Source organism: Pseudomonas fluorescens Q2-87, from assembly GCF_000281895.1.
Lineage (GTDB): Bacteria > Pseudomonadota > Gammaproteobacteria > Pseudomonadales > Pseudomonadaceae > Aquipseudomonas > Aquipseudomonas fluorescens_S.
Genome location: NZ_CM001558.1, coordinates 4,113,446 through 4,137,687 on the forward strand (window position 1 = coordinate 4,113,446; position 24,242 = coordinate 4,137,687).

The following is a 24,242-nucleotide window of genomic DNA, read 5'->3' on the forward strand; positions in this document are numbered from 1 at the left end:
GGAAGGGCTGCCGGTTTCGGAACATCAGGCGACCGGATTGATCGGCTTCTCCGGGTACCAGACGTCCATCAGCGGGCTGACTTCAGCGCTGGTCAGCTCAGGACGCGCCTTGAGCCAGGCTTCAACGGCAGCACGCTGCTCTTCGGTCACACAGCCACGCTTCTGCAGGCAAACCAGACCGTAGTCGTCGCCGCCGACGTAGCCCAGGCCATTGGCTTCCATGGCTTCTTTGAGAAAAGCGTCGAGGAAAGCGTCAATAGCCTCATCGGCCAGATCTTCTTTGAAATCCAGGTTGAGTTCGAAACCCAGCTCTTGAAATTCATCCACGCACAATTTTTTGCGCAGACGCTGGGAACGGTTAGTCGCCATTGGAACAATCCTCATAAGTAATAACGGCCGGCACTTTACCAGTTTGGTGCACCGATTGCCCGACTGATCGGGCATCTTGGCCTACCGTCGGTAAAAAATAGCGCCTGGAAGGCTCAGGCGCGGCACAAGCCGTTGCAGCTTGGGGCATAATGCCGACACTTTCATGACCACTGAGGGCGTTCATTTCCATGCCCTCGTCTTTTTCCCCCTCGCCCGTAGGGTTTTATTTCAAATGATCAAATCTTTGCGTCCACTGCTTCTGGCCAGCTTTCTTCTTCCCCTGGCCCTTCCCGTTTCTACCAGCGCCGCCACTCTCAACACCGCCCTCTCGCCCAACGTGCAAAAGGCCCTCAAGGCCAGCAAGCTGCAAGACGATGCCCTGTCCCTGGTGATGGTGCCCCTCACCGGCCCCGGCACACCGACAGTGTTCAACGCCGACGTCTCGGTAAACCCGGCGTCTACCATGAAACTGGTCACCACCTATGCGGCCCTGGAAATGCTCGGCCCCAACCACCAGTGGAAAACCGAGTTCTACACCGACGGCACCCTCAGCGGCGGCATTCTCAACGGCAACCTGTACCTCAAGGGCGGCGGCGATCCCAAGCTGAACATGGAAAAGCTCTGGCTATTGATGCGTGACCTGCGCGCCAACGGTGTGCAGCAGATCACCGGCGACCTGGTGCTGGACCGAGGGTTCTTCATCCAACCGCAACTGCCCGAATTCAACGATGACGGCAACGACGAAAACAAGCCGTTTCTGGTCAAGCCCGATTCGCTGCTGGTCAACCTCAAGGCCCTGCGCTTCGTCGCCCGCAATGACGGCGGTCGAGTACTGGTGTCGGTGGAGCCGCCCATTGCCAGCATTCGCATCGAGAACCAGGTCAAGGCTGTCAACTCCAAGCAATGCACCGGCGGCGTGCGCTACAACCCGGTGCCCCAGGCTGACGGCAGCGTGACCGTGACGGTGGGCGGGCAGTTGGGTGACGGTTGCAGTTCCCAGACCTACCTGTCGCTGCTGGACCATCCCACCTACACCGCCGGTGCCGTGCGGGCGATCTGGAAGGAATTGGGCGGCAGCATCCAGGGCAAGGACCGCCTGGCCTCGACGCCGAGCAGCGCCAAGGTGCTGGCCCGGGCGTTCTCGCCGGATTTGGCGGAGATCATCCGCGACATCAACAAATACAGTAACAACACCATGGCCCAGCAATTATTCCTGAGCCTCGGCGCGCAGTTCCGCAACGAAGCCGACGGTGACGACGCCAAGGCCGCACAGCGGGTGGTGCGCCAGTGGCTGGCCAAGAAAGGCATCACCGCGCCGCACCTGGTGATGGAGAACGGTTCCGGCCTGTCCCGCGCCGAACGAGTCAGCGCCCGGGAAATGGCAGCGATGCTGCAAGCCGCCTGGCACAGCCCGTATTCGGCGGAGTTCATCAGTTCGATGCCGATCGCCGGCACCGACGGCACCATGCGCAAACGCCTCAAGACCACCGCCATGGCCGGCGAAGCCCACATCAAGACCGGTACCCTGAACACCGTCCGGGCCATCGCCGGCTTCAGCCGTGACGTCAACGGCAACACTTGGGTAGTGGTGGCGATCCTCAACGATCCGAAGCCATGGGGCGCGTCGTCGGTGCTGGACCAGGTGCTGCTGGACCTGTACCGCCAGCCGAAACTGCCGCAAACGGCTTCGGTGCTCTAAGCCCGCCAGGAACCGATGTGGGAGCGGGCTTGCCCCCGAAAGCGGATTGTCAGGTTAATCAATGCCCCTGACACACCGCCTTCGCGAACAAGCCCGCTCCCACAATTGACCGCGCGCATCCAGCAAAACAACTAGCTCAACTGCGCCTCAACCCGATCCCGCCCGGACTGCTTGGCCGCATACACCCCCGAGTCAGCCCTCAGCAGCAGCGCATCGGCGCCTTCTCCGAGGCGCCAAGTGGCGATACCGAAGCTGGCGGTGACGACGCCCACGTCATCAATGGGCGCAGCTCGCAAGCTTTCCCAAAGCTCCAGCGCCAGGGAATAGGCACTGTCACTGTCCGTGTCCGGGCATAGCACCACGAACTCTTCCCCCCCCAGCCGGCAGAACACGTCGGTGCGTCGCAACCGTTGCGATACACGCTGGCAGACGGCTTGCAGCACCCGGTCGCCCACCGCATGGCCGTGCCGGTCATTGATGCGCTTGAAGTTGTCGATGTCGAGCATGATGACCGCCAGGCCACCGGAGCCGCGTTCGACCCGGGCCATTTCCGACGTCAGGCGATCCTGGAAATATCGCCGGTTGCGAATGCCGGTCAGGGCGTCGGTGACCGACAAGGCCCGCAGCTCTTCTTCCACGCGCTTGAGGTCGGAGATATCCGAGACGTAGCCATGCCACAGCACTCCGCCTCCGGGCAGTTCCTCGGGCGTGGCCTCGCCGCGCACCCATCGCAAGCCGCGCGAGGGAAGCTGTACCCGATACTCTTCACGCCACGGACTTAAAGTCGCGGCCGATGCCCGAATCGAGGCGCGGACCCGCGTGCTGTCCAGCGGATGAATCCGGGAAAAGATCGCCTCGGCGTTCTGCACCAGCACATTGGGTTCCAGCTCGTAGATATCGCGAATGCCGTCGCTGGCGTAGATCACACTGAAACGGCCATTGAAATCCATCTTGAACTGATAGATCCCGCCAGGAACATGAGCGCTGAGCTTTTTCAACAACAGGTCGCGGGCCGCCAGTGCTTCGTGGACACGCTTGCGTTCGGTGATGTCGATGCAGATCGCCAGGTGCCCGACCCACAGGCCCTGATCGTCGAGCATCGGCGTCGCCAGCATGTTGACCGTGAGGTGACTGCCATCGCGGCGCACCAGGGTCCACTCTCGCGCCTGTTGCCCGCCTTGTTCGCCGCCCTCGAGCAGCATCGCGTGGCAGGTGGGAATCGGTTTGCCGAAACGAGCGCCGAGTTGCGCGGCGCGGGCCTGGAGCTCACGGGGAAGGTGGAGGCTTTCGAGGGTCATGCTCTGCAACACTTCACAGCTCTGATAGCCAAGCATTTGCTCGGCACCGGCGTTGAAGGTGGTGATGACGCCACGCAGGTCCGTGGCGATGATCGCCACCTGGGTCGCCGCATCCAGCACACCGCGCAGTTGGCCGTGAGTACCCCGCAGTTCCTGCTCTCGGGCACGCAGTTCATGGGTGCGTTGTTCTACCAGCTTCAAGGCCCGCTGCCGCTGGCTGACCAACACGTAGAGCAAGGCGCTGAGCAGCAGGCTGAGCAGACTCCCCAGCACCATCAGGCTCGTCACTGAAGAGTGATTGGTCGACAGGAACGCGCGACTGGGTCGCAAATCTACCCGGTAGTCGCGATCGGCCAGGCGCAACAGGCGGCTCGCCGAAAGATCGCTGTGGTCCGGTGGGTTGTTAGACTCGTATAGCGCTTCTTGCCGGTCGTCTGTCGACAGGTCCAGGATACGCATCGAGAGGTTGTCATGCCCCGCAGTCGGCAGGCCATCACCCGCCAACTGGTGCATGCTGATGGCTGCCACGACGTACCCGAACGGTTCGCTCGCCGCTTCCCGGGTGACCGGCGCCACCAGCAGAACCCCGCGGGCCAGCACCGGGTCGGCGCCCAGCAGGTCCAGGGGTTGGGACACGACCAGTCCGCCACGCTGATGAGCCCGTTCAAGGGTTGCGCGGCGCACGGGATCGCTAAGCAGATCCAGGCCCTGTGGCCCCCCGTAGGAAGCCTGGCTCTGGACATAGAGCACCGGCACGTATTCGTCCCGTTCGGCGACTTGGCGCAAACCGCCCTTGCCGTCCGCCTCGAGGATGGTAAAGCGGGGGGCGCCTTCGGCCCGCGCCTGCTGCTCGAACGACTGCCGTTCGTTTCCAGGCACTCGGGGCGCCCAGGCAAGTGCCCGGGTGCGCCTCAACAGAGCGTCGGCGTAACCACGGAACTCGCTGCTGGATACCCCTTCCGAATTGGCAAAGAAACGCCTCAGGCCATCGAGGCGCTGTTCCTGCTCCTGGAAACGCTCCTCAATGCGACTGAAACGCTCCTCGGCTTGCAGCTCGAAGCGTTGGCGCAGTTGCTGATTGAACAGATTCATCGTCGCCCACGACAACAGCCCGGTCAGGAACAAGCCGGCGAGCAAGACCAGCGAAGCCACCAGCCAGGCCGATACATCTTCGCTGATAAAGCCCAGGATCCTGGGACGCACCTGATGCAATGCCATAAACGCAACTCAGAAAGGGGCCAGGCATAGGATCAGCCCCGGCCGCTGGCTAAGTTATAGCTATTAGCCATCAGTTTGACCAGCCCTAAAATGAGCTGGAAGCCTTGAATTACAAGGCCTGCATGGATCCAATCAGAAAATTCATCAGCGCGCCATGATCTTCCATGCGCGATGGATTTTACCGTTGCGGGCGAAATCCGGATCAATGGTCTTGGCGGTTATCTCTTCCACCGCGTAGCGCTCGCCCAGGTTGTCCTCGAGCTGGAACTTGCGGAAGTTGTTCGAGAAGTACAACACACCGCCGGGTGACAGACGCGCCATGGCCAGGTCCAGCAACTGGACGTGGTCACGCTGCACGTCGAACACCCCTTCCATGCGCTTGGAGTTGGAGAACGTTGGCGGGTCGATGAAGATCAGGTCGTACTCGTCACGACTGGCTTCGAGCCAAGCCATCACATCGCCCTGCTCCAGGCGGTTCTTGTCCGAGAAACCATTGAGCGACAGGTTGCGCCGTGCCCAGTCCAGGTAGGTCTTCGACAAGTCGACGCTGGTGGTATTGCGCGCGCCCCCCTTGGCGGCGTGGACGCTGGCAGTCGCGGTGTAGCAGAACAGGTTGAGGAAGCGCTTGCCGGCCGCCTCTTTCTGGATCCGCAGGCGCATCGGCCGATGGTCGAGAAACAGTCCGGTGTCCAGGTAGTCGGTGAGGTTGACCAACAGCTTCACGCCGCCTTCGTTGACCTCGGTGAACTTGCCCTGGGCGCTCTGGCGCTCGTACTGCTTGGTGCCGCTCTGACGCTCGCGGCGCTTGATGACCACGCGGCTCTTGTCGACGTTAAGCGCCTGGGGAATCGCCGCCAGGGCATCGAACAGGCGGGCCGAGGCCTTTTCCGGGTCGATGGACTTGGGTGCGACATATTCCTGGACGTGTACCCAGTCGTGGTAAAGGTCGATGGCCATGGAGTATTCCGGCATGTCGGCATCGTAGACCCGGTAGCAGTCCACACCTTCGCGCTTGGCCCACTTGCTCAGTAACTTGAGGTTTTTTTGCAGGCGATTGGCGAACATCTGCCCGCCTTCGCTCAACCGCGCCTGCTCCACGACAGGGGCCGGCGCCGGGGCCGGTTTGATCGGGTTGCCATTCTTGTTGTACTGGCGCTCTTGCGGGACCTCAGGTGCCTGGTCATAGGCAGCTTGCTCGCGCTCGGCCTGACGTTGTTCCGGGGTGCGACGCTCGCCAGTCACGAACTGATCCGGCAGCACCTTGATCAGCAACAGCTTGCACGGCAACGCACCGTTCCAAAATGAGTATTGCTTGTGGCTGCGAATGCCCATGCGCTTGCCCAGGTCCGGCGCGCCGGTGAACACCGCCGCTTCCCAGTTCAGGCACGCCTGGCGCAGACGCTCGCCGAGGTTCTGGTAGAGGTAAAGCAGGCTCGCTTCGTCGCCCAGGCGCTCGCCGTATGGTGGGTTGCAGATCACCAGGCCCTTCTGGTTCTGGTCCGGACGCGGCTCGAACGTGGCGACTTCGCCTTGATAGATCTTGATCCACTCGCTCAGGCCTGCACGTTCGACGTTGTTGCGGCCCGGCTGGATCAGCCGTGGGTCGGCCTCGTAGCCGCGAATCCACAGCGGTGGCTTGGCCAGCCCGGCGTCAGCGCGGGCGGTGGCCTCTTCATGGAGCTTCTTCCACAACGCCGGCACGTGGCCGAGCCAAGCGGTAAAGCCCCATTGCTGGCGACGCAGGTTCGGCGCCATGTCGGCGGCGATCATCCCGGCTTCCACCAGGAACGTGCCCACGCCGCACATCGGGTCAGCCAGTGCCCCGCCTTCGGCGGCAATACGCGGCCAACCGGCGCGGATCAGGATCGCGGCGGCAAGGTTTTCCTTCAGCGGCGCAGCACCTTGCTGCAAGCGGTAGCCGCGCTGGTGCAGGCTGTGGCCGGAAAGGTCCAGGGAGAGGATCGCCTCACCACGGTCCAGGCGCAGGTGGATGCGCAGGTCCGGGTTGAGCTTGTCGATGGATGGCCGCTCGCCCGATGGGGTGCGCAACTTGTCGACGATGGCGTCCTTGACCTTCAAGGCGCCGAAATGAGTGTTGTCGATGCCCGAACCGTGTCCGCTGAACTCCACCGCCAAGGTGCCATCGGCCAGCATGTGGTCTTGCCAGTCGACGTCCAGTACGCCGTGGTACAGGTCTTCGGCGTCCTTCATCGGGAAGCGCTTGAGCACCAGCAATACGCGGTTGGCCAGGCGCGACCACAGGCACAGGCGATAAGCCGTTTCCATATCGGCCATGCCGCGTACCGCCGAGGTGTGCTCGCGCGCCTCTTCAAGGCCAAGCCCGACGGCTTCCTCGATGAGCAGGCCTTCGAGGCCCTTGGGGCAAGTGAGGAAGAGTTCGAAACGATCGGACATTGGGGTTCCAGAGCCTTTGGCTAAGTGGACCGGGCAACGCATTGCCGGGCCGGGTTCAATCAGGTGCTTTTCTCAAGAGCACCCGTATGGCACGAGGATGTGCCGCTTCCGCCCTCGCTGCTCAGGTTAAAAGAGCTTAGATGCGAGGGCAGATAAAAAATTCTGTGCAACAAATTATGAAAACTCGTCCCTTTCGTCGAATAGTACCCGAGTGCAACGGGGGGACATTCTCATCCGGGCACGGACGGCGCCCTTCAGCGCAGGGCCGATCATACAGGGGTCTGGCTCATTAGCGGGCATCGAACATCATGTTACTTATGGCGCTAACATCTTTATTGTTACGTGCTTATGACAAAACGATCATTCCATCCCTGTGACGCTTTGGTTAGAACTCAACACAGGTTGACGTCGCAACGGCGTCAACACCTCGGCTCGTCACGCCGGCAACGAGCCACCAACGGCAGAATGATTCTGCCCCGGCCTCGATAGAGGTCGACGCTAAGCAACAGTCAACAAGTGAGGGCAACACCCTATGAGAAGACTTAAGCGTGATCCGTTGGAAAGAGCTTTTTTACGCGGTTACCAATATGGCGTTGGTGGTAAATCCCGTGAGCTTTGCCCCTTTACTCTACCGTCGGTACGTCAAGCCTGGATCAATGGCTGGCGAGAAGGACGCGGCGACAACTGGGACGGTATGACCGGCACTGCGGGTATCCACAGACTCAACGAACTTCACGCCGTCGGCTGACACAGGGCTTAACACTCAAGAACTCGACAATTTGATAGCCACATCGACTTAACCACGCGCGTCCCATCCGGACGGCGGGCTACGGCCCAGGGGGCTCCTTCGAGGAGCCCTTTTTAATGCCTGCGATTCTGATGAACACTGTTCCTACCGGAGCTGTGAACACAGTTGTGGGTTTCCAAAGATCAATCAACGCAACGCCGCGATCGCATCCACCGATTCACGAATCAACGCTGGCCCCTTATAGATGAAGCCCGAGTAAATCTGCACCAGGCTTGCCCCGGCGGTGATTTTCTCGGCGGCATGCCGGCCTTCGGTAATCCCGCCCGCGGCAATGATCGGCAAGCGCCCTGCCAGCTCGGCGGCCAGCACCTTCACGGTATGGGTGCTCTTGTCCCGTACCGGCGCGCCAGACAACCCGCCCGCCTCGTCGCCATGCTCAAGCCCCTCGACACCTTCGCGGCCCAGCGTCGTATTGGTGGCGATTACCGCGTCCATCCCAGTCTCGATCAAGGCCTGGGCGACCTGGGTGGTTTCCTCGTCAGTCATGTCCGGGGCAATCTTGATCGCCAGCGGCACATGCCGACCATGAATCAGCGCCAGCTCGGCGCGACGCCGAGCCAGGTCGGCCAGCAGTTGCTTGAGAGAATCACCAAATTGCAGGCTGCGCAGCCCTGGGGTGTTCGGAGAACTGACATTGACCGTCACGTAGCTCGCGTGGGCATAGACCTTGTCCAGGCAAATCAGGTAGTCGTCGACGGCACGTTCCACCGGCGTGTCGAAGTTCTTGCCGATGTTGATGCCCAGCACGCCCTTGTACTTGGCGGCGGCCACACGGGTCAGCAAGTGGTCGACGCCCAGGTTATTGAAGCCCATGCGGTTGATGATCGCCTCGGCTTGCGGCAGGCGGAAAAGCCGTGGCTTGGGATTGCCTGGCTGTGGGCGCGGCGTGACGGTGCCGATTTCCACGAACCCGAAACCCAGCTGGGCGAACCCGTCGATGGCTGCGCCATTTTTGTCCAGGCCTGCCGCCAGCCCCACCGGGTTAGGAAACTCCAGCCCCATGACCGTCACCGGCAATTTCGCCGGGGCCTTGCACAACAAGCCGTTAAGCCCCAGACGCCCACCCGCGCCGATCAGGTCCAGGGACAGATCGTGGGAGGTTTCCGGGGAAAGTTTGAACAACAGCTCACGGGCCAGGGTGTACATGGGTGGGTTTGACTCTCTGGGCGATAAAAAAGTGTCGGGATTATACCGGGCAGGAGGGCGACCGGCGAGAACCCTGGCTATCCGAAGGTTCATCTTTGCCTCAAGGCCCCTGGGCCATCACCTCGGAGCGTTATTTGATAGTTGGTACCGCAAAAAGCCTTCAAAAGATTCCTGCTGCTGCCATTGCAGCCCTACCAGACCTCCGCCACGCAGGATCAGGAAATGCTTATTCCCCCAGGTTCACCTGTCGCTCAAACCATTCTCAATGGATCCTTTCGTACTGATAAACCGGACACTGTCATCAATGTCGGTGAGGCCCCACCGCACATTGGCATAGACATGGACATACTCAATGAGCACATCCCTGCTGAGCAGCAAACTCAACTTCCACCAAGCACGGCCAACGTACTGGAAGAACTCGCCATCGAAATCGATGGGCTTATCGACGAAATAAATACTGCCGATGGTGGCAACGACATTCTTAAGTTCGTTAACAACATTACATCGCAGATACGCAACACCGAGCCGCTCGTCGATACCATTTTGGGCATACCCCATCTAGACATGTTAGAAGGCTCAAGTCATTCGCAACCGTCCGACACGTTCATGCAACGCGCCCAAACCAACATTAATCACCTTGGTGAACTGTTAGGCAAACTGACCCGCAACGAATTCGAAGGCGATCTTGGACGCTGGGCCAGCAACCTGACCATTTCCGGCCTACGCACCGGCCTGGTCACCGCCACCCTTACGGTGTTCAGGCAAATGATCGGATTCGCCCTGGAAAAAACCCTCCAATCCACTGCCACCACAGCGCTGACACGCAGCGTTATCGGCGCAGTCGTCCAGAGCATTGGCCCGTTGCTGAACGTCCTCGGAGCGATCAGGGACGAGTGCAATGATACGGCAACCAAAGAAACACGCATGGCACGCTCTGTCACATTAATCCTATCGCTCATAGCCATCACAGCCGCTGTCTCCGTGCCCACCGCGCTACCTGCATTGGCCTCCTTCGGCTCGCAAATGGCGTTCTATACGTTTGCCCAGGATTTGGTGAGCCTGTTTTGTCCCACCGGTGACAATGCCAAAGCCAGCCACAGCGGTACAGCGGTCGCAGGCCTGCTGAACGGCATGCTCCAATTCCTGTCCTTCACGGGAATGAACTACACCGCGCCACACTCCGGTCCTGGGTATGTCATGGCGCAAGGTAGCCAGCCATTGCCGCCAGAGTCAGAAGGCTTGGCCTCTCAACTTGCGAATTGGTGCGAAAAACATAAAACCAACCCAAACCTGCCGCCTGAGGCCCAGGCCGAACAGATTCTCGACTCCCTGACTCTGGAACTGGGCCACGACATAACGCGAGGTGGGCTCAATGCCACGGCCGACATCCTTGGCCAAGTGTTCATGGGCGAAGCGGGGCACGCCTTACAAAAAAATCCTTCGGAAAAGGGGTTTCGAATCAACCCCATCTCTTTGCGAATACCCACCGCTGAACAAGCGGCCAATCAACTCCTGTCCACCAATGCGATACGCACCTCCGTAGGCCAGATCATCATGGGCGTCGTCATATCGGCCTCCCGCTACTTTTCAACCCTGCCGATTCCCAAAGAAGTGGTGGACCATATCGCCAACCTGTTGGTCGCTGCCGTGGTGATCGCTGCGCGTACCGGTACGGGCTATGTCAACGCGCGCAGCACGCCTGCATAGTTTTTTGCAAAGGGCGTGTTCCTTGCCTGACGCCGGTCGGTCAGGCGAGGCGAACCGTGGCGAGGGAGCTTGCTCCCGCTGGGCTGCGCAGCAGACCCAAGACGGGGGCCGCTTCGCGCCCCAGCGGGAGCAAGCTCCCTCGCCACGGGTTATCGTTTTGTCTTTATTTCTTCATGGACCTTAAGGGTATGGTCCCCTTCACCACTCACTCTTCTCCCAAGCGTCATCGCCCATGGGCTGAAACACATCCCGCATCACACTCTTGACGAAAACATCCATCGCAAACGCCAAGCCATTCGCGCCGCTGACTTCCTTGTAAAGCGGCGATTTCTCCAGGCCCTCTTCCTTCAAGCGAAACAGGACCTTCAGCGTGATCGCCATCAGCGCGCTGGCGGTGGGGTACGCAGCGGTTTCGCCATCCGCCCCGCGCAATGTACGAAGAAATGCATGAATGGCCTTCTCGCCCTGCCCTTCCATAGCCAGCAGTAATTGATACAAATGCTCGAACGCCGGGTCCGGGCGTTTGCTGGCGGACGTTTGCTCGCCGGCAGCCAACAGTCGCGATTCCAGCGTCTCGACTGACAGATTGGCGTCACGGTCCAGGGCGCTGGGACCGCTTATGGTTTCAATCTTCATGGTTAACCTCGGTTGCCGTGGAATTGATGGGACGCTCGACGAAGCTTGAGCACAAGTCCGTCAGGGCCTGTAACGCCACCTGGTCCAGGGAGCGAACCGACTCCGGCAGAGCCGCGATGCTCGCCAGCAACCTTGGCGCCAGACGTTCCCGGATCGTTTCAACATCGAATTCCAACAGTTGATCCGCCAATCGCAAGACGTAGCGCTCCTGCGAGTGATATTCCAAGACCAGCTCGCCGGCCCATTGCTGGCTCAAGCGTTCGCGTAATTCACGCCCCCGCAGACGGCAATGCAACGGCAACAGCACGTGCAACACCGCGCCGCAATTGTCCGCTTGCCCGGCCAACCAACGCTCCAGCATTTCATCCAGCCATTGGGGCTGACTCAAGGCTTGGGCAAGCAGCTCATGAGCGGCCCGAGCCAGCTCGTTGCGCAATTGCAGCCCCAGGGTCTGCGATTTCAGCAAACCATCGCCCAGGTGCCCGGCCATACGCAGGACGCCCTCGGCATAGCCCTGTTGAAACGCTCGGGCATGCACCGCTTCGGCATCGCGCTGGGCCTGTTCGACACACTCCCGCGCCCGGCGCCGGGCCTCACGCTGCAAGCGTTGGCGACTACGCGCCGCAGCGATGTCTTCGCGAGCCACATGCACATGCTCGCCAACCGAAAGGTCAGTCAAGGACCGGATGGAGTCGAGCATGCTGCACCGCCATGAAAAAAAGAGTGGGATCGGGTTTCGCGACCGGCCATTGCCGATGCAGGCGCACGACAGGCTCGGTAAATTGCAGGGCCAGGCGTTCGAGCAACGGAGGCGGAACGTGCCCATGCCAACTCCATAGCGCGTTGAGACCTGCCGCTTCGACCTGCGCTAAAGAAACAGGCGAGGGATCGATCGGCAGGCCACCCCGAACAGCCACGCTGCAATTGGCGAACCGGCGAACCGACACGGGCAGACGCAGTAGCGCCGCGCCTCGTGCCAACTCGGGCATCAAGCGGCAGGCGCCCATCAGCAAGGCGATATAGGGCAGTTGTCGCCAACCGCGCACCCACTTTACAGCCACGCTGCTCAGTGGCATCAACGGCAATGGCTCTTCTAGCCTCAATCCTTGGAGCACTATCTGGTTAAGAACACGTTGCGCCTCGGCCCCCTCGAATCCCGCCGGAACGACCAGCCGCTGGGGATGCAGATACACCAGTGGCTCCGCCAGGATTTGCTGCAAGCATTCAAAGTCCGACATCACGCCGCCCCGTGCTTGACTGGCGATAGGCCCAGGCACCGCCACCGGCCAAAAGCAATCCAATCACCACCGCTAACAACCACGGCCAGGGCGAAGCTCCCCGAGTTGCGTCCCTCAGCGGCGCGACGTGCTGGATCGGGGAGCGCTTGGACAGGACCACCGAAACATTCTCGTACTCCACCGCCGCAAAACTGTTCTTGAGGAAACGCTTGATGTCGGTGATCAACAACTGCGCTTCGACATCGCGCTCATGCAACACCACGGCCGAGAGATGAACCGGTGGCGACTTGCGCCCGCCTTCGCCGGCATCCAGGTCATAACTCACATGCACCCGGGCGGAAACCACACCTTCAAGCACCGCCAGCGACTGTTCGATGCGCTGCTCCAGTGCCGAATACAAGCGGGCTTTTTCAGCGCGGGGCGAGGCCACCAGGGAGTCGGAGGGAAACATCTCGGCGACTTGCAGGCGTGGCCGTGAAGGTAACGAATAGAGATTGAGCAAATCGACGGCGGCAGAAAAATCCAACTGATCGATTTTCACCGCATAACCGGCCTTGCCAACATCGACTTTCACCGCCGCGATGTTGTTGCGTTGCAGCACTGAAAGCACTTCGTTGGCCTGCTGCTGATCCAGCCCCTCCAACAGATTCGGCTGGCGACACCCCGCCAGCACCAGGCACAACAAAAGCCACAACACGCCCGGTTTCATGACGCGCGCAACAAGGTTTCTGCCGTGCCCACCGCCTTGCGTACCAGCACGTTGAGCAAATTGATGTCGACGTTGTATTGGCCGGTCAGCTCTTGCAACTGAGCCAATACTTCGGGGTCGCTGATGTCCGGACGCTGCAACAATTGATTGATCGCTGCGACGCCTTGCCGGCTGTCTACGGCGGAGCCGGCGAACGCTTCGATCAAGCGCGATTCAAGTGAAACGACCGCGCCTTCCTGCGGGCCGCGCAGATCAACGAAGGTCGAGCCGTGAACAAGCGAAGGGGAAACACTGGGAATGGACATACGATGCACTCATGAAATGGCCATCGTCACGCCCGATGGCCAGTCGAAAAAGGCCAGCGTCAGCGAGCCGCCTGGATGATTGCCATGTCGATATCCTTGAAACCCTTGATGGTATTGGTCTGGGCGTTGCGAAAGACCGTGTACGACGAAAACGCAGTCTGGTAGGCCGCGAGCTTTGAAGGGTCGGATGCATCGAGCTTGAGGTCCTCCAGCGCCTGGTCCAAGGCGTCCTTGAGGCCCTGGGCGCCACGCTCGAACGCTGCGGCTTGCTCGCCGAGAAAGTCGTCGGGAAATTCGGGAAACATGATTGGGATTCCAGGCATACGTCACCTACTTTGTTGGTTGGAAAAAAGCCAGGACGAAGCACTCGTCTTGACGTAGCCCTGTGGGCCGGTTTGGAACGACAGGCTCTTGAGCGAGTCATCCTTGAGCTCGACAGCGAAGTGCACGTAGCGCTCCCCCCACTGCCGGTAAAAATCCTCGACATATTGGCGAGCAGCGGACAACTCGGAATCCTGCAGATCGCCCTCTACCGCGAACGTGACGCTGTCCAAGTGCTCGACCCGATTGAACGCCAATGCAAGTCGCTGCAAACCTCCCTGCGCAAGGTCGGCGAGCAATTTGTCATCCTGCATTTGCACCACCACATCACGGGCATAAGGCGCCGCTGCGAGCAGCCTATCGATCAGCCTGGCCTGTTTTTCCGGGGTAAGCAGGTTGCGTTGCGCGCTGAGCACCAGGCGCGGCATGGACGGGTCCTTGAGGTCGAGAAAATGCCAGGCCAGTTGCGGATCGTGATCGGCCAACACCTGCTCCAGCCGACGGCGCTCCTGATTCACCATTATCACCTTGCCGTTCGGGGCGTTGTGGCGCGTCAGCACCTGCCGGCTCCAACCGGCATCACGTTCGGAAGACACAAACACGTAGACCGATTGATCGCGCCCCGACAGCACCTGGACCTGCGCACTGGCGCCAGTAATGAGCGCGCGGATATCGGTTTCGGGCGTCGCCCCCGGCATCGACCAGAGCCCCACCCCAGTGATCAACACAATCAATGCCAGAGCGCCGGCCCCCCATCGCATCCCATGAGCGCCCCTTCCCACGAAAGCATCGGACCGAACGCCGGGTGAATGACCGAGGCACTCGGTAGCCCAGGGTTGACCTTCAGGACGCAAGGCAATGAGCAAGCCACCAACTTGCACCCTGGTCTGGAACGCACAATGGCGTACTTCCACCGAATCGCCGAGCAACCGCAACGGCAAGCCGTCCGTCGTGGCCTGGTCGGCCAGCACCTCGAAATTGCGCCCACCTTCCTCCAGCGGAACGAAGATGGCCTCTACCGGAACACTGGCAGAACGTGCGCCGTCTCCGAGCAAATCCACGGGCCCTACCACGAACAAGGTAGTGCTTTTGCCCACCGGAAACTCGCAGCCCTGCAGCGCACCGTTGAGGATCCGCACAATGCTGGGTTTTAGAAGGGTGGCCGTCGGGTCTGTCACCGTCCGGGCTCCGAGGCAGTCGAATGAGCGGACAGGTTAGAAAGGCCAGCCGCAGGGTTCCTGATCGAATTCTGCCGATTGCTTGCGGCAAGGATCAGAATCCCGCAGCCAGCCCTGTTCATGGCGCTGCCATTCGCGCCTGGGTGAACGCTTGGTAGCGTTTCCAGACCTTGCGCGCATAGCGAAGCCGCGCAGCCTGACGGTGAGGGGAATGGCCGGCGTTGTAGGCGCCGACCGCCGTCCAGTTGTAGCCGTAGCGGGCGATGAATTCAGCGAGCACCTGCGCACCGACCTCCACCGACAGGCAAGGCTCATCCAATAGGCGCTGCTCGGTAATGCCCTGGGCACTCAATCGGGGCAGGTGGATGCTGTTGATCTGCATCAGTCCGATGTCGCGGGTGCCGTTGCGGTTGTGGTTGATTGCGTCTGGCCGCTGCCCGGATTCGACATCGGCAATCGCTTGCAGCAGCTCGGGTTCGATGGCGTGCAACTGCCCCGCCCTGCTCCAGCACCAAGCGTGGGCCTGGGCCATGCCAAGCCCCAGGCCCAGACACATCGGCACGCATAACCACTTGCTCCTGCGCCGCCTCATGCCAGGCGCCGCTCGCTGATCCACGTCAGCTGCTCGTGAATGCGCACTCGCAAGATCTGCGCCCGCACACAACCCGGGTCATGCTGAAGACATTGGTCGATCATCTGCGCCGCCTGCTCGTTGCGCCGCCAGAACCAGTGATGCCAGGCATGAAAATACAGCACGTCAGCCTGATCGGCCGACAACAGGCAGCGCCGGAACAACACCTGGGCCGCTTCCTCGCAGCCACGCAAACTGGTGAGCAACGCCAGGCGCGTCAACGCCGGGATGCTGCCAGGGTCCAGCGCCAGGGCATTGGAAACGGCCGAATGCGCCTCTTCGATGGCACGCCCCTGATCACCCAGCCCCATCATCGCCTGCCCCAGCCACACATCCGCCAGACCGCACCAGGGCGGCGCGTAGCCGGCATCGAGTTTCAAACACTGGCGGAACAGCACAGCGGCATCGCGCAGGCTTTGCGCCGTGTGTTGTTGCAAGCTGCACAGCCCGTTGAGATACGCCACCGCCACCGGGTACGAACTGCAACGATCACCGACTGGACGCAACCCGGCGACGCGCTGGGCCACCAGGCACGTCAATGCACCAAGGGCCTCGCCAGGATCATGGGCGTCCAGCGTCTGCCCATGGACCAGCGCCTGGTCGTTGCCACGAATCAACTCAACCGACCAGTGTCGCTGCCCACCCGAACCGATGAACCGCCCGCTCAAGCAATAATCCGCCGACAATCGGCCGGCCAACGAACGCACATCCTCCGATGCCCCACAGGCCGCGATCACCCCCGAGGGCATCACATGCAACGCCTCGCCGAACGCCGTGCTCAACTGGCGGATCATCACATCCTGCAGTTCCAGCGCCGCCAACTCGTCCAAGTGACGAAAAGGCAAAACCGCCAGCGAAGGCGCCACTGCCCAGGCCGAGTGCGGCACGTCGAGCTCGACCACCGAACCGGTGAATCGATAGCCCTGGCCGTAGACCGTCGCAATGTAGTCCTTGTTTTCCTTGAGCAACTTACGCAAAGCGTAGATGCAGCGCGTCAGCGACTCCTCCGCCGCATCCATCCTGGGCCAGACATGGTCCAGCAAATAATCCTTACTGACGACCGTACCTGCGGACGTCAACAACAGGCGCAGCACGTGCAGCTCTTTGGGTGGAACATGAACTCCTTGTCCATCTCGCATCAGCGTTCCATCGCTTTGCAATAGCCAGTGGTCAAAAACGAATGACTTCACCAGCGGTTGATCAGTTGCACTGTCCATACTTTTTATACTTCTCTATAGAAAGTTACTGAAGCGCGATTAAGCCTGCGCTAGAGCAGGCTCCAGATGACGAGCCGCCTGACTATAGGAAGTTGTGTGGCGCGATTCCGTAGGGCTGACAATCTTATTGATGTAGGAAACCGCGACATAAAACGTAGGCCCTTCGCTTCGAAGGTTTGGCAAAGCAGAGTGGGACATTTTCATACAAGGAGGCGTCACCGCCGCAAATTGCTCACGGCAGCGACGTTTTTTTCAAGCACCTCTCGCAGCCGCAACTGAATGAATGATATCGGACACAGAGTTCCAAGCCTCGACCTGATAGGGAGGAAGATCAACATTAAACGCTTCATCGAGCATTATAATAATTTCCACCACATCCACGGAATCGACATTCAGATCCTCCACTAACCGCGAACATCTGCCTATCTTTCCTTGGCTCGTCGGAAAATAGCCAGACAGCAGCGCTATCACTTTTGATTCGATGCATGTTTGAGCAACTGACGCATTCATTTATCACCGCATCGTCGTCTAGTTAAAAACTCAACATCGCCCTCAACATATCCGCAAACTGATTCAAATGCGCCGACAGTGTCTTATTGAAGTTGTCATGGTACGAATTGGCATTTGAATATTTCTGCGTCAGCGACTGCAGCATGTTTTTCAAGCGTTCTTCCTGTGCGTTGAAGCCGGTTTGCCATTGGTTGTACTTGGCGGTATCCCACGTCACTGTGCCGCTTTCCAACAGCAGGCTTCTTAGCATGGTCGTCAACGGGCTGAGGTCGATGACGACACACCAGCCGCCATTCGGAGGGGGATTCTGTTTCAGGCAACTGGCAGGCAAGCCCAGGGCCTTGAGCCATTTCTCTGCTTCTTCCTTGCTCGCTGCGCCGTCGCCAGGCTTCGGGAAAAGCACGGACGCGGAGTTCGGATGACTGTATTTTTTGATCAGGTTGTCCAATGCGGTGCGCAACGCATCGACATTCACCTTGGCGTCTTTACCGTCGTTCGTCCCCTCGATCCAGTCCTTCATCTTCGCGGTGATTTCAACGTTGAAATCGGCAAAGAAGTCGGTATAGGCCTTGATGATGTGTTCGTAACCGGCGAGGTAGCCGTTCTTGATCAGGTCGATCAGCTCAAGCAGTTTTTCGAAGAAGTCATTGGAGGAATTGACCCCGGCATCCAGGGCCTCCGCAATTTCGAGGGGTTTGTCCTGTTCCAGGGCTTGCTTGAGGCTGCGCAGGATCTCGCCTTGTTCGTCATTGAGTTGGCGCAGCCGATTTTCGTCTAGAAGCGTCGGCTTCATGCTTTGGCTCATCACCGCGCAACACTGATGGGCGCGCTGGGCCCACAGGTGTGAGCGATCGCGCTTGGCGTGGATCTGTTCGAGAAGCTCCGGGATAAACAGTTGCGCCACGAACTCGGTGGTCATGCCTTCCAGCGACTTGGCGTTGAGCGGGCCCCTGAGCAAATTGGCGAGGCTGCGATTGAGTGCGTTCACGGAACGGTCTAGCAACTGCGTCAGAGAGCTGACCGTTTGTGCCTCAACGGGGATGTCCACAGGCAACGGCGTATCGACCGTGGTGTCAATGTTCGGCAGCAATACCACGGGCGTCTGTACGAATCTCGTGATTTCCATATTCCTCTCCTCAAGCCGTCACGGCGCGAATAACGTCACTGCGCGATTGAAAAAGCTGCATGACCATGTCCATCAGTTTTTGCAGCAATGCGGCATCGGCCGAGTCTTTCTGTGCGACTTCATCCCCCAGGCTCTTCTGGCTGGTCTGCGCACTTTGCTGCAGCACCTCTTTCTCCCGTGCGGTGTACTCAGCCAGGCGCACGATGCTGGAGACCACCTGGCTCAGGTTCGTCGCCATGGCACTGAGGGCGCGGCCGATTTCCAGTTTCTTTTCGATCCCCCGAGTCCCCATCTGGCTTAGCCAGTCCGAAGTCTGGCCAACCTTCTGCGCCTTGAGAATTTCGCTGTCGAACCAAGCCTGTTCCTGGGTGTTCAGCGTCGCGCCCTTGGGTTGGAAGTCGACTGTTTTCGTCCGACCGAAATCATCGAAGGTGCTGATCTTGTAATGAGTTTCAGGGTTCCAATCGTCTCGGTTGCGATCCGTCCTAAGGTCGCGTTCGAGATTGCCGGCGTCCATGGCGTTACGTTTATGCAGGTTGATATCCGCATGCTTCAACGTCTGGCCATGCAGGGTCTTGAGCAGGGCGAACCCGGAGATCGCACCGGACACGATCGCCCCCGTAATAGCACTGTTTCGTGCGGCCTCGCCTGACTCGATAATGGCCGCGCCCTGGGCCTTGGCCGCCTCGGAGGCCATGACGCTGAAATGTCCACGCAGTTGAGCGTTGGCGACCCGCGCGATGTTCAGTGCAATGATCGCCGCCACCAGTACATTCGCGTGTTTCTCCCAGGCGCCTGGGTCGAAGATCAGGTCGTTGCGCACTTCATCGCTGACCATCGTCGAGGCGGCCATGAAGTCTTGCCAGTCCGACTCGGTGGGTTCGTAGGCGTTGATTGCACTCTCCAATTCCGCCGCCGAAGGTGCTGTGCTGCCGGGGTTCTGCAGGATCTGTTTTGCAGTGATCGTGTCGAAATTCGGTGAATCCAGGAGGGACCTATTTTGAAGAAGTTGTGGAGACCCGGTTGGACTGGTTGGCACGCCCATCTCTGCACCAGAGGCGAGGGGATGCCTGATCGAAGTATCAATAGCTTTCATCGTAGGTACCTGTTATCCGTGATTTCAAACGTTCCGAACCATGTTCAGGCTGGTGTTTAAGCTCTGTAGCTGGCCGGAGAGCATCCGTTCGATCTCCTGGGTTCGCTCCCGCATCGCCTGGCCGTAGTCCTCGACCACCTGGGTCAGGTATTTGCTGATTTCCTCGCTGATCGCCATGCGCACTCGCACGTCCGCCAGGTGCACCGCCGCCTGGGCCTGATGCCGACCGCTTTCGATTTGCATCACGCCCTGGGCCGCGACATTGGCGAACTCGGTGACGGCCTGGGCGATCTCCAGGTTGGCGGCGTAACGGGCCAGCGATACCGCATCGGCACCGTTGGTCACCAAGCTGCGCAACTGCGTGAGCATCTGGGTCAGCGATTTGCCCACTGAGGTTGCCATCTGCTTCATGGCTTGCATGGCGGCGGGCGCGGCCTGGGCGACCACCGATCCCAGTTTTGAGGCGACGGCGCTGACCATCGGCCCGATCACCTGCGCCCCGACGATGGCCATAAGGGCAATAGCCGCCAGCGTCGAGATAACGCCCTGGATCATGCCGGCGATTTGCGCGATGTCCTTGGCTGTTTCCTCATCGACACCCAGGTCTATCAGCAACTGAGTGTAAATCTCGGTGAAAAACTTGATCGCCTCTTGCATGACGACAGTTAACGGCTTCATGGCCTCGGCCATGAAAGACTTGCCGGTTTTTTCCTCGACCACCGCATCGGCAATCATGACCGCCGCGCCTATCAATCCCACCACGATCAGCACCGGGTTGGCGGTCAGGACACCTGCGACGATAGTTGCGGCGGTCAATATCGCCCCGATGATCTTGCCGATGCAGCCCATAGTCTTCTGCAACGCCTCGGCCTTGCGCACTTCCTCCAGGTATTTATCCGACTCACGCTTCATGTGTTCCTGAAGCTTGGCCTGCAACTCCTGGAACAGCTCCTGGCTCAGTTCCTCCTTGTTCTGCGCCGCCTCACCGAGCAACTCGATGATTTTCAACCGGTTGAGCAACGCCAAAGCACTGCCGCTGAGGGCCTTTTCGTCGGTTTCCTTGTGGTCGGGGCCGACGCCGGACACCACCACTTTCATGACCACCCCGCTCAGGGTTTTGGCAAAGGTATTGGCGATCTCGATCAGCTTCAGGTGCGCAGCGGTCGCTGCGTTAAACGTGTGAGTGTGGCTCGCCAGTTCGCCCTTGAGCTGGTCGCGATGGGCCAGCTCCTCGGCGTATTCGGGTGATTCAGGGTCCAGCTGCGCCAGGCGCGCCTCGCTGTCTGCCAGTAGCCCTTGGAAATGCAGAACCCGTTCGTGCAACCGTTCGAGGTGCTCCTGGCTGCTGCCGACATCGCCCTCGGCATCGGCCATGGCCTGGACAGCGGCGGCGTATTCGGCCGAAAGGTTTTCAAGCCCCTGCTGGCGGGCACCGGCCATGCTCTGCAGCATCGCCAGGCGGTTTTTCAGTTTGTTGACATCGACCTCACCGATCAGCTCGGCAATCATCGCCATCAAGAGCGTGAACAAGTCGCCATTGGTTTCCTGTTTGTTGCCATCGGCCCGAAGCGCTGGCGCGTGCAACACGGGCCGGCCAGTGCTCGCGGTAGACGGGCCAGCGTGACCGTCATATTTCACTGACATCAGGTCCGCCAGGGCTTTGCGACCGGTCTCCTGATAGTCAGTGGTCCTGGCGGCCTTGCTGGCAGCCGCGCCGTATTTTTCAAAGGCTTCGGTGCGGCTCATCGCGCCCGGGAATGAGGGGCTAAAGGTGTTTCTGATTTCCGTCATGTTCAGTCCTCCGAACAGTGCAATTCCATGTGGGCCAGAGTGTCGAGATACACCTTGGCCTGCTCACGCAGATCGTCTTCCGTGGCTTGCTCGATCACGTATTCGAAACACAGCCGGGCCTTGCCAACCTTGCCCAGGGCCAGGTGGCACTGGCCGGTGTACAGCATTGGCCGGTAGTCGTTTTTGCCTTGGGCGAAAGCGATGGCATACAGGTCGATCGCCTTTTGGTGGTTTTGCTTGAGCTGGTGCACCGCAGCCAGTCCCATCCAGTAATGGCTGTTGTAGAAGTCGTAGATGCACAGGAAGTGGAAAAACTTCTCGGCATCGTCCAGCCGCCCCTGTTCGTAGAACTGGAAGGCGAAGGCATAGAGACCGTCCATGTGCTCGTCAGTGATGCCTTGCACGTCTTTCAACGCCGCGCCACCGAGCACTGCATCCACGACGTCCAGGGCCACCTGTTCGTCTTGTTTTGTATTGCGACTCATCGGCCACACTCCTGAAATAACGTCAGCGCTGCTGACCGGTGCATTGAGCCAAAGATGCCGGCGGGCACGCTGCCAAATTGCGCTCATCGATGCTCTTGTGGCGAGGGAGCTTGCTCCCGCTGGGCGGCGCAGCAGCCCCCCAAAGGCCACCGCAATCAAACTGATACACCGCGTCGTCGGGTTTCAGGGCCGCTTCGCGACCCAGCGGGAGCAAGCTCCCTCGCCACGGGGATAGTGAGTCGTTTCGATATGCGCAGGCCTCAGGCCTGCTCGACCTGCTCCAGCCAGATCAACAGGCGCAGCACTTCCTCGACTTCCTGCACTTGGAGGAAGCTGTAGCGCTGGTGGGTCTTGAAGATCCGTCGGGCCAAGGCGATGTCGTTGATAACGGGTATACCGACCTCCTTGGCATAGGCCCGGACTGCCAGGGCGCGTTGGTTGGTTTCCATCAGGGAGATGAACGGCAGCAAGGTGATTTCCGGACGGAAATACACTCCGATGGCAATGTGGGTCGGGTTGGCGATGATCATGCGCGAGCTGCGCACGTCGGATTTGACCTGCTCCGACAGCAACTCCATGTGCAGGTCACGGCGGCGGCCCTTGATTTGCGGGTTGCCGTCCTGCTCCTTGTGTTCGCGCTTGACCGAATCCTTGTCCATCATCTGGTCTTTCATGAACAACCAGTATTCGCTGAGTGCATCGAGCACGACGATCAACAGGACGCAGGCCAGGAAGGCCAACACCAATACCAGCAACAGACGCCCCCAGATCGCAAACAGATCCGGTGTTTGGGCAAACAGCTGGGCAAACAGCAATTGCCGCTGGGTGGTCCAGACGATCCACAGCGCCATGGCGAAGCTGCCCAGGTATAACAGCGCCTTGAACGTGTCCTTGACCGTGCGCAGGCTGAACAATTTTTTGAAACCGTTGATTGGGTTCAGCGCGCCGAGATTCAGTTTCAGCGCTTCGCTGGCCAAGGCAAAGCCGCTTTGCAGCAGCGCCGGCAACGCACTGGTCAGCACGCAGACCAGCAACAACGGCAGCAACGCCTTGAGACCGACCAGCACCAGCATCGCCGAGTAGGCTTGCAGCTCGGTGTCAAAATCACTGGCGATGATGCGCCGGTAGACCTCCATGATCTCGAACAACGAGCTGTTGAACACCATGTAGCTGATGCCGCACAGGGTCAGGCAGGTAATGACCAGGTCCTTGGCCTTGAATGTCTGGCCTTTACGCGCCGCATCCCTGAGGCGTTTGGCGGTGGGTTTTTCAGTCTTCGAGGCGCTGGATGACATCGTCGCCCTCCTCGCCATCCAAGTACGCCGCCAGCGCGTCGGAGGTCATGCCCATGCGCAGGATTTCATCCGGCAGGTGTACGCCGAAATACAGCATCAACACCACCAGCGCCACCAGGCTCTTGACCGTCAGCGACACGGAAAACGCGTTCATCTGTGGCGCATATCGCGAGAGCAAACCGAGTAACGCTTCGCTGATCAACAACATCGCCACCACCGGCGCGCTAATGACCACGGTCTTGCTCACCAGCCCATCCAACAAACCATGAATAGCCGGCAGGTGCATCTCGCACGCATTCGCCGGGGCGCAAATGCGGTAGCTCTGGGCGACGGTTTCGAGCATCAGCAACAGGCCCCCACCTTCCAGGTAAACCGCCGCTGCGAACAACTGGAGAAAATTCGCCAACTCCGATGTGTCGACACCGTTCGCCGGATCCACCGTGCTGCTGAGCATGGCCCCGCGCTGGTTGTCGATCAGGTTGCCCATGGCATGCAACACCCAGAACGGCCAGCACAGCAGCACACCCAGCAGCACGCCGATACTCGCCTCCCGCAGCATCAAGCCGAGGAACGCCAGGCTGTCGAGGGCGGGCGTCGGTACGCCGACGTAGGCCCAGAACCCCAGCGCCACCAGGACAATCACCGCTTGGCGCGCGACACCGGTCAGCACGCCGCTGTTGAGAAACGGCAACATGAAGAAAATCGGCGCCAGGCGCGCCACGCCCAACAGCGCGGCAGCGAACCCGGCGTACAACTCGAAGAACAGCGTCACCGCCATCGGCTCAACTCAACGCCAGGCGGATGACTTCGCGGCTGAAGTCGAGCAGGGTTTCGCCGTACCAACCCGAGAGCAGAAACAGGCACGCGGCGACCGCCATCAGCTTGAAGCCAAACGGCAGGGTCTGTTCCTGCAACTGAGTCACGGTCTGGATCAAGCCGACCACCAGGCCGACCACCGTGGCGACGATGATTGGCCAGGCCACCATCAGCAGAATCAGGTACAGGGTCTTGTTGCCGGCGTAGACCAGATCGTTCATGGATGCG

General features: G+C 60.0%; 24 protein-coding genes. 3 read left to right on the forward strand and 21 right to left on the reverse strand.

The window, feature by feature from the left end:
• Window positions 1–24: 24 nt before the first annotated feature.
• Complete coding sequence (locus PFLQ2_RS09705; RefSeq protein WP_003183535.1) at window positions 25–369, reverse strand: YggL family protein; 345 nt, start codon at window positions 367–369, stop codon at window positions 25–27.
• 232 nt (window positions 370–601) lie between these two features.
• Between PFLQ2_RS09705 and dacB the strand changes: the two genes are divergently transcribed.
• The gene (gene dacB, locus PFLQ2_RS09700; protein ID WP_003183536.1) at window positions 602–2,068 is read left to right on the forward strand and encodes a D-alanyl-D-alanine carboxypeptidase/D-alanyl-D-alanine endopeptidase; all 1,467 of its coding nucleotides are present in this window, start codon (window positions 602–604) and stop codon (window positions 2,066–2,068) included.
• A gap of 131 nt (window positions 2,069–2,199) precedes the next feature.
• Here the strand turns inward: dacB and PFLQ2_RS09695 are convergent, their stop codons facing one another.
• Both PFLQ2_RS09695 and rlmKL read right to left on the reverse strand, forming a co-directional pair.
• Entirely contained in the window at window positions 2,200–4,584 is a 2,385-nt protein-coding gene (locus PFLQ2_RS09695) for a sensor domain-containing diguanylate cyclase (protein ID WP_003183538.1), read from the reverse strand.
• 144 nt (window positions 4,585–4,728) lie between these two features.
• Window positions 4,729–6,999: a bifunctional 23S rRNA (guanine(2069)-N(7))-methyltransferase RlmK/23S rRNA (guanine(2445)-N(2))-methyltransferase RlmL gene (gene rlmKL / locus PFLQ2_RS09690; RefSeq protein ID WP_003183540.1), complete on the reverse strand. Its 2,271-nt coding sequence runs from the start codon at window positions 6,997–6,999 to the stop codon at window positions 4,729–4,731.
• A gap of 532 nt (window positions 7,000–7,531) precedes the next feature.
• Between rlmKL and rmf the strand changes: the two genes are divergently transcribed.
• Window positions 7,532–7,747, forward strand: a complete 216-nt coding sequence (gene rmf / locus PFLQ2_RS28935; protein WP_003223300.1) for a ribosome modulation factor — start codon at window positions 7,532–7,534, stop codon at window positions 7,745–7,747.
• 186 nt (window positions 7,748–7,933) lie between these two features.
• On the opposite strand, the gene PFLQ2_RS09685 is transcribed toward rmf, so the two are convergent.
• Window positions 7,934–8,953, reverse strand: coding sequence for a quinone-dependent dihydroorotate dehydrogenase (locus PFLQ2_RS09685; RefSeq protein ID WP_003183542.1), 1,020 nt, complete (start codon window positions 8,951–8,953; stop codon window positions 7,934–7,936).
• Between the two features lie 222 nt (window positions 8,954–9,175).
• Between PFLQ2_RS09685 and PFLQ2_RS09680 the strand changes: the two genes are divergently transcribed.
• Window positions 9,176–10,660, forward strand: a complete 1,485-nt coding sequence (locus PFLQ2_RS09680; protein ID WP_152632794.1) for a hypothetical protein — start codon at window positions 9,176–9,178, stop codon at window positions 10,658–10,660.
• 198 nt (window positions 10,661–10,858) lie between these two features.
• Here PFLQ2_RS09680 and PFLQ2_RS09675 read toward each other — a convergent pair whose 3' ends face one another.
• The 17 genes from PFLQ2_RS09675 to PFLQ2_RS09600 all read right to left on the reverse strand — a co-directional run bounded on the left by PFLQ2_RS09675 (window position 10,859) and on the right by PFLQ2_RS09600 (window position 24,235).
• Window positions 10,859–11,296 (reverse strand): hypothetical protein, encoded by a 438-nt coding sequence (locus tag PFLQ2_RS09675; protein ID WP_003183546.1) that lies wholly within the window; start codon window positions 11,294–11,296, stop codon window positions 10,859–10,861.
• On the reverse strand, window positions 11,286–11,996 hold the full coding sequence (locus tag PFLQ2_RS09670) for a hypothetical protein (RefSeq protein ID WP_003183548.1): 711 nt from the start codon (window positions 11,994–11,996) through the stop codon (window positions 11,286–11,288). The genes PFLQ2_RS09675 and PFLQ2_RS09670 overlap by 11 nt, the downstream gene beginning before the upstream one ends.
• Window positions 11,968–12,534 (reverse strand): secretion system protein, encoded by a 567-nt coding sequence (locus PFLQ2_RS09665; protein ID WP_033046163.1) that lies wholly within the window; start codon window positions 12,532–12,534, stop codon window positions 11,968–11,970. Before PFLQ2_RS09665 ends, PFLQ2_RS09670 begins: the two co-directional genes overlap by 29 nt.
• Window positions 12,521–13,243 carry an EscJ/YscJ/HrcJ family type III secretion inner membrane ring protein gene (locus tag PFLQ2_RS09660; protein WP_003183552.1) on the reverse strand — a complete coding sequence of 241 codons (723 nt, stop codon included), beginning with the start codon at window positions 13,241–13,243 and terminating at the stop codon, window positions 12,521–12,523. The genes PFLQ2_RS09665 and PFLQ2_RS09660 overlap by 14 nt, the downstream gene beginning before the upstream one ends.
• A complete protein-coding gene (gene sctI / locus PFLQ2_RS09655; protein WP_003183554.1) occupies window positions 13,240–13,548 on the reverse strand; it encodes a type III secretion system inner rod subunit SctI in 309 nt (102 codons plus the stop codon). Before sctI ends, PFLQ2_RS09660 begins: the two co-directional genes overlap by 4 nt.
• 59 nt (window positions 13,549–13,607) lie before the next feature.
• A complete protein-coding gene (gene sctF, locus PFLQ2_RS09650; protein WP_003183556.1) occupies window positions 13,608–13,853 on the reverse strand; it encodes a type III secretion system needle filament subunit SctF in 246 nt (81 codons plus the stop codon).
• Between the two features lie 21 nt (window positions 13,854–13,874).
• The gene (locus PFLQ2_RS09645; protein WP_003183558.1) at window positions 13,875–15,047 is read right to left on the reverse strand and encodes a PrgH/EprH family type III secretion apparatus protein; all 1,173 of its coding nucleotides are present in this window, start codon (window positions 15,045–15,047) and stop codon (window positions 13,875–13,877) included.
• A 118-nt stretch (window positions 15,048–15,165) separates the two neighbouring features.
• Entirely contained in the window at window positions 15,166–15,639 is a 474-nt protein-coding gene (locus PFLQ2_RS09640; protein WP_003183560.1) for a transglycosylase SLT domain-containing protein, read from the reverse strand.
• Complete coding sequence (locus tag PFLQ2_RS09635) at window positions 15,636–16,895, reverse strand: winged helix-turn-helix domain-containing protein (RefSeq protein WP_003183562.1); 1,260 nt, start codon at window positions 16,893–16,895, stop codon at window positions 15,636–15,638. The genes PFLQ2_RS09640 and PFLQ2_RS09635 overlap by 4 nt, the downstream gene beginning before the upstream one ends.
• A gap of 252 nt (window positions 16,896–17,147) precedes the next feature.
• A complete protein-coding gene (locus PFLQ2_RS28940; RefSeq protein ID WP_003183565.1) occupies window positions 17,148–17,405 on the reverse strand; it encodes an acyl carrier protein in 258 nt (85 codons plus the stop codon).
• Between the two features lie 22 nt (window positions 17,406–17,427).
• Window positions 17,428–18,531 carry an IpaD/SipD/SspD family type III secretion system needle tip protein gene (locus PFLQ2_RS09630; RefSeq protein WP_003183566.1) on the reverse strand — a complete coding sequence of 368 codons (1,104 nt, stop codon included), beginning with the start codon at window positions 18,529–18,531 and terminating at the stop codon, window positions 17,428–17,430.
• 10 nt (window positions 18,532–18,541) lie between these two features.
• Window positions 18,542–19,438 carry a cell invasion protein gene (locus PFLQ2_RS09625; protein ID WP_033046167.1) on the reverse strand — a complete coding sequence of 299 codons (897 nt, stop codon included), beginning with the start codon at window positions 19,436–19,438 and terminating at the stop codon, window positions 18,542–18,544.
• A gap of 213 nt (window positions 19,439–19,651) precedes the next feature.
• Window positions 19,652–21,418, reverse strand: coding sequence for a type III secretion system translocon subunit SctE (gene sctE, locus PFLQ2_RS09620; RefSeq protein ID WP_003183570.1), 1,767 nt, complete (start codon window positions 21,416–21,418; stop codon window positions 19,652–19,654).
• Between the two features lie 2 nt (window positions 21,419–21,420).
• On the reverse strand, window positions 21,421–21,903 hold the full coding sequence (sicA, locus tag PFLQ2_RS09615; RefSeq protein ID WP_003183573.1) for a type III secretion system translocator chaperone SicA: 483 nt from the start codon (window positions 21,901–21,903) through the stop codon (window positions 21,421–21,423).
• 260 nt (window positions 21,904–22,163) lie between these two features.
• Window positions 22,164–23,198: an EscU/YscU/HrcU family type III secretion system export apparatus switch protein gene (locus tag PFLQ2_RS09610; RefSeq protein ID WP_003183575.1), complete on the reverse strand. Its 1,035-nt coding sequence runs from the start codon at window positions 23,196–23,198 to the stop codon at window positions 22,164–22,166.
• Window positions 23,173–23,976 (reverse strand): type III secretion system export apparatus subunit SctT, encoded by an 804-nt coding sequence (gene sctT / locus PFLQ2_RS09605; RefSeq protein ID WP_003183577.1) that lies wholly within the window; start codon window positions 23,974–23,976, stop codon window positions 23,173–23,175. The genes PFLQ2_RS09610 and sctT overlap by 26 nt, the downstream gene beginning before the upstream one ends.
• Window positions 23,977–23,980: 4 nt before the next feature.
• Window positions 23,981–24,235: an EscS/YscS/HrcS family type III secretion system export apparatus protein gene (locus PFLQ2_RS09600; RefSeq protein WP_003183579.1), complete on the reverse strand. Its 255-nt coding sequence runs from the start codon at window positions 24,233–24,235 to the stop codon at window positions 23,981–23,983.
• Between the last annotated feature and the right edge of the window lie 7 nt (window positions 24,236–24,242).

Excerpts from the sequence above, each read along its gene's own strand:
- PFLQ2_RS09665 (WP_033046163.1), bottom strand. The coding sequence starts at position 12,534 with ATGTCGGACTTTGAATGCTTGCAGCAAATCCTGGCGGAGCCACTGGTG.
- PFLQ2_RS09660 (WP_003183552.1), bottom strand. The coding sequence starts at position 13,243 with ATGAAACCGGGCGTGTTGTGGCTTTTGTTGTGCCTGGTGCTGGCGGGG.
- PFLQ2_RS09705 (WP_003183535.1), bottom strand. The coding sequence starts at position 369 with ATGGCGACTAACCGTTCCCAGCGTCTGCGCAAAAAATTGTGCGTGGAT.
- PFLQ2_RS09680 (WP_152632794.1), top strand. The coding sequence starts at position 9,176 with ATGCTTATTCCCCCAGGTTCACCTGTCGCTCAAACCATTCTCAATGGA.
- sctT (WP_003183577.1), bottom strand. The coding sequence starts at position 23,976 with ATGGCGGTGACGCTGTTCTTCGAGTTGTACGCCGGGTTCGCTGCCGCG.
- PFLQ2_RS09635 (WP_003183562.1), bottom strand. The coding sequence starts at position 16,895 with ATGGACAGTGCAACTGATCAACCGCTGGTGAAGTCATTCGTTTTTGAC.
- rmf (WP_003223300.1), top strand. The coding sequence starts at position 7,532 with ATGAGAAGACTTAAGCGTGATCCGTTGGAAAGAGCTTTTTTACGCGGT.
- PFLQ2_RS09630 (WP_003183566.1), bottom strand. The coding sequence starts at position 18,531 with ATGGAAATCACGAGATTCGTACAGACGCCCGTGGTATTGCTGCCGAAC.
- rlmKL (WP_003183540.1), bottom strand. The coding sequence starts at position 6,999 with ATGTCCGATCGTTTCGAACTCTTCCTCACTTGCCCCAAGGGCCTCGAA.
- PFLQ2_RS09640 (WP_003183560.1), bottom strand. The coding sequence starts at position 15,639 with ATGAGGCGGCGCAGGAGCAAGTGGTTATGCGTGCCGATGTGTCTGGGC.
- PFLQ2_RS09610 (WP_003183575.1), bottom strand. The coding sequence starts at position 23,198 with ATGTCATCCAGCGCCTCGAAGACTGAAAAACCCACCGCCAAACGCCTC.
- dacB (WP_003183536.1), top strand. The coding sequence starts at position 602 with ATGATCAAATCTTTGCGTCCACTGCTTCTGGCCAGCTTTCTTCTTCCC.
- PFLQ2_RS28940 (WP_003183565.1), bottom strand. The coding sequence starts at position 17,405 with ATGAATGCGTCAGTTGCTCAAACATGCATCGAATCAAAAGTGATAGCG.
- sctI (WP_003183554.1), bottom strand. The coding sequence starts at position 13,548 with ATGTCCATTCCCAGTGTTTCCCCTTCGCTTGTTCACGGCTCGACCTTC.
- PFLQ2_RS09685 (WP_003183542.1), bottom strand. The coding sequence starts at position 8,953 with ATGTACACCCTGGCCCGTGAGCTGTTGTTCAAACTTTCCCCGGAAACC.
- PFLQ2_RS09670 (WP_003183548.1), bottom strand. The coding sequence starts at position 11,996 with ATGCTCGACTCCATCCGGTCCTTGACTGACCTTTCGGTTGGCGAGCAT.
- PFLQ2_RS09600 (WP_003183579.1), bottom strand. The coding sequence starts at position 24,235 with ATGAACGATCTGGTCTACGCCGGCAACAAGACCCTGTACCTGATTCTG.
- sicA (WP_003183573.1), bottom strand. The coding sequence starts at position 21,903 with ATGAGTCGCAATACAAAACAAGACGAACAGGTGGCCCTGGACGTCGTG.
- sctF (WP_003183556.1), bottom strand. The coding sequence starts at position 13,853 with ATGTTTCCCGAATTTCCCGACGACTTTCTCGGCGAGCAAGCCGCAGCG.
- PFLQ2_RS09675 (WP_003183546.1), bottom strand. The coding sequence starts at position 11,296 with ATGAAGATTGAAACCATAAGCGGTCCCAGCGCCCTGGACCGTGACGCC.
- sctE (WP_003183570.1), bottom strand. The coding sequence starts at position 21,418 with ATGACGGAAATCAGAAACACCTTTAGCCCCTCATTCCCGGGCGCGATG.
- PFLQ2_RS09695 (WP_003183538.1), bottom strand. The coding sequence starts at position 4,584 with ATGGCATTGCATCAGGTGCGTCCCAGGATCCTGGGCTTTATCAGCGAA.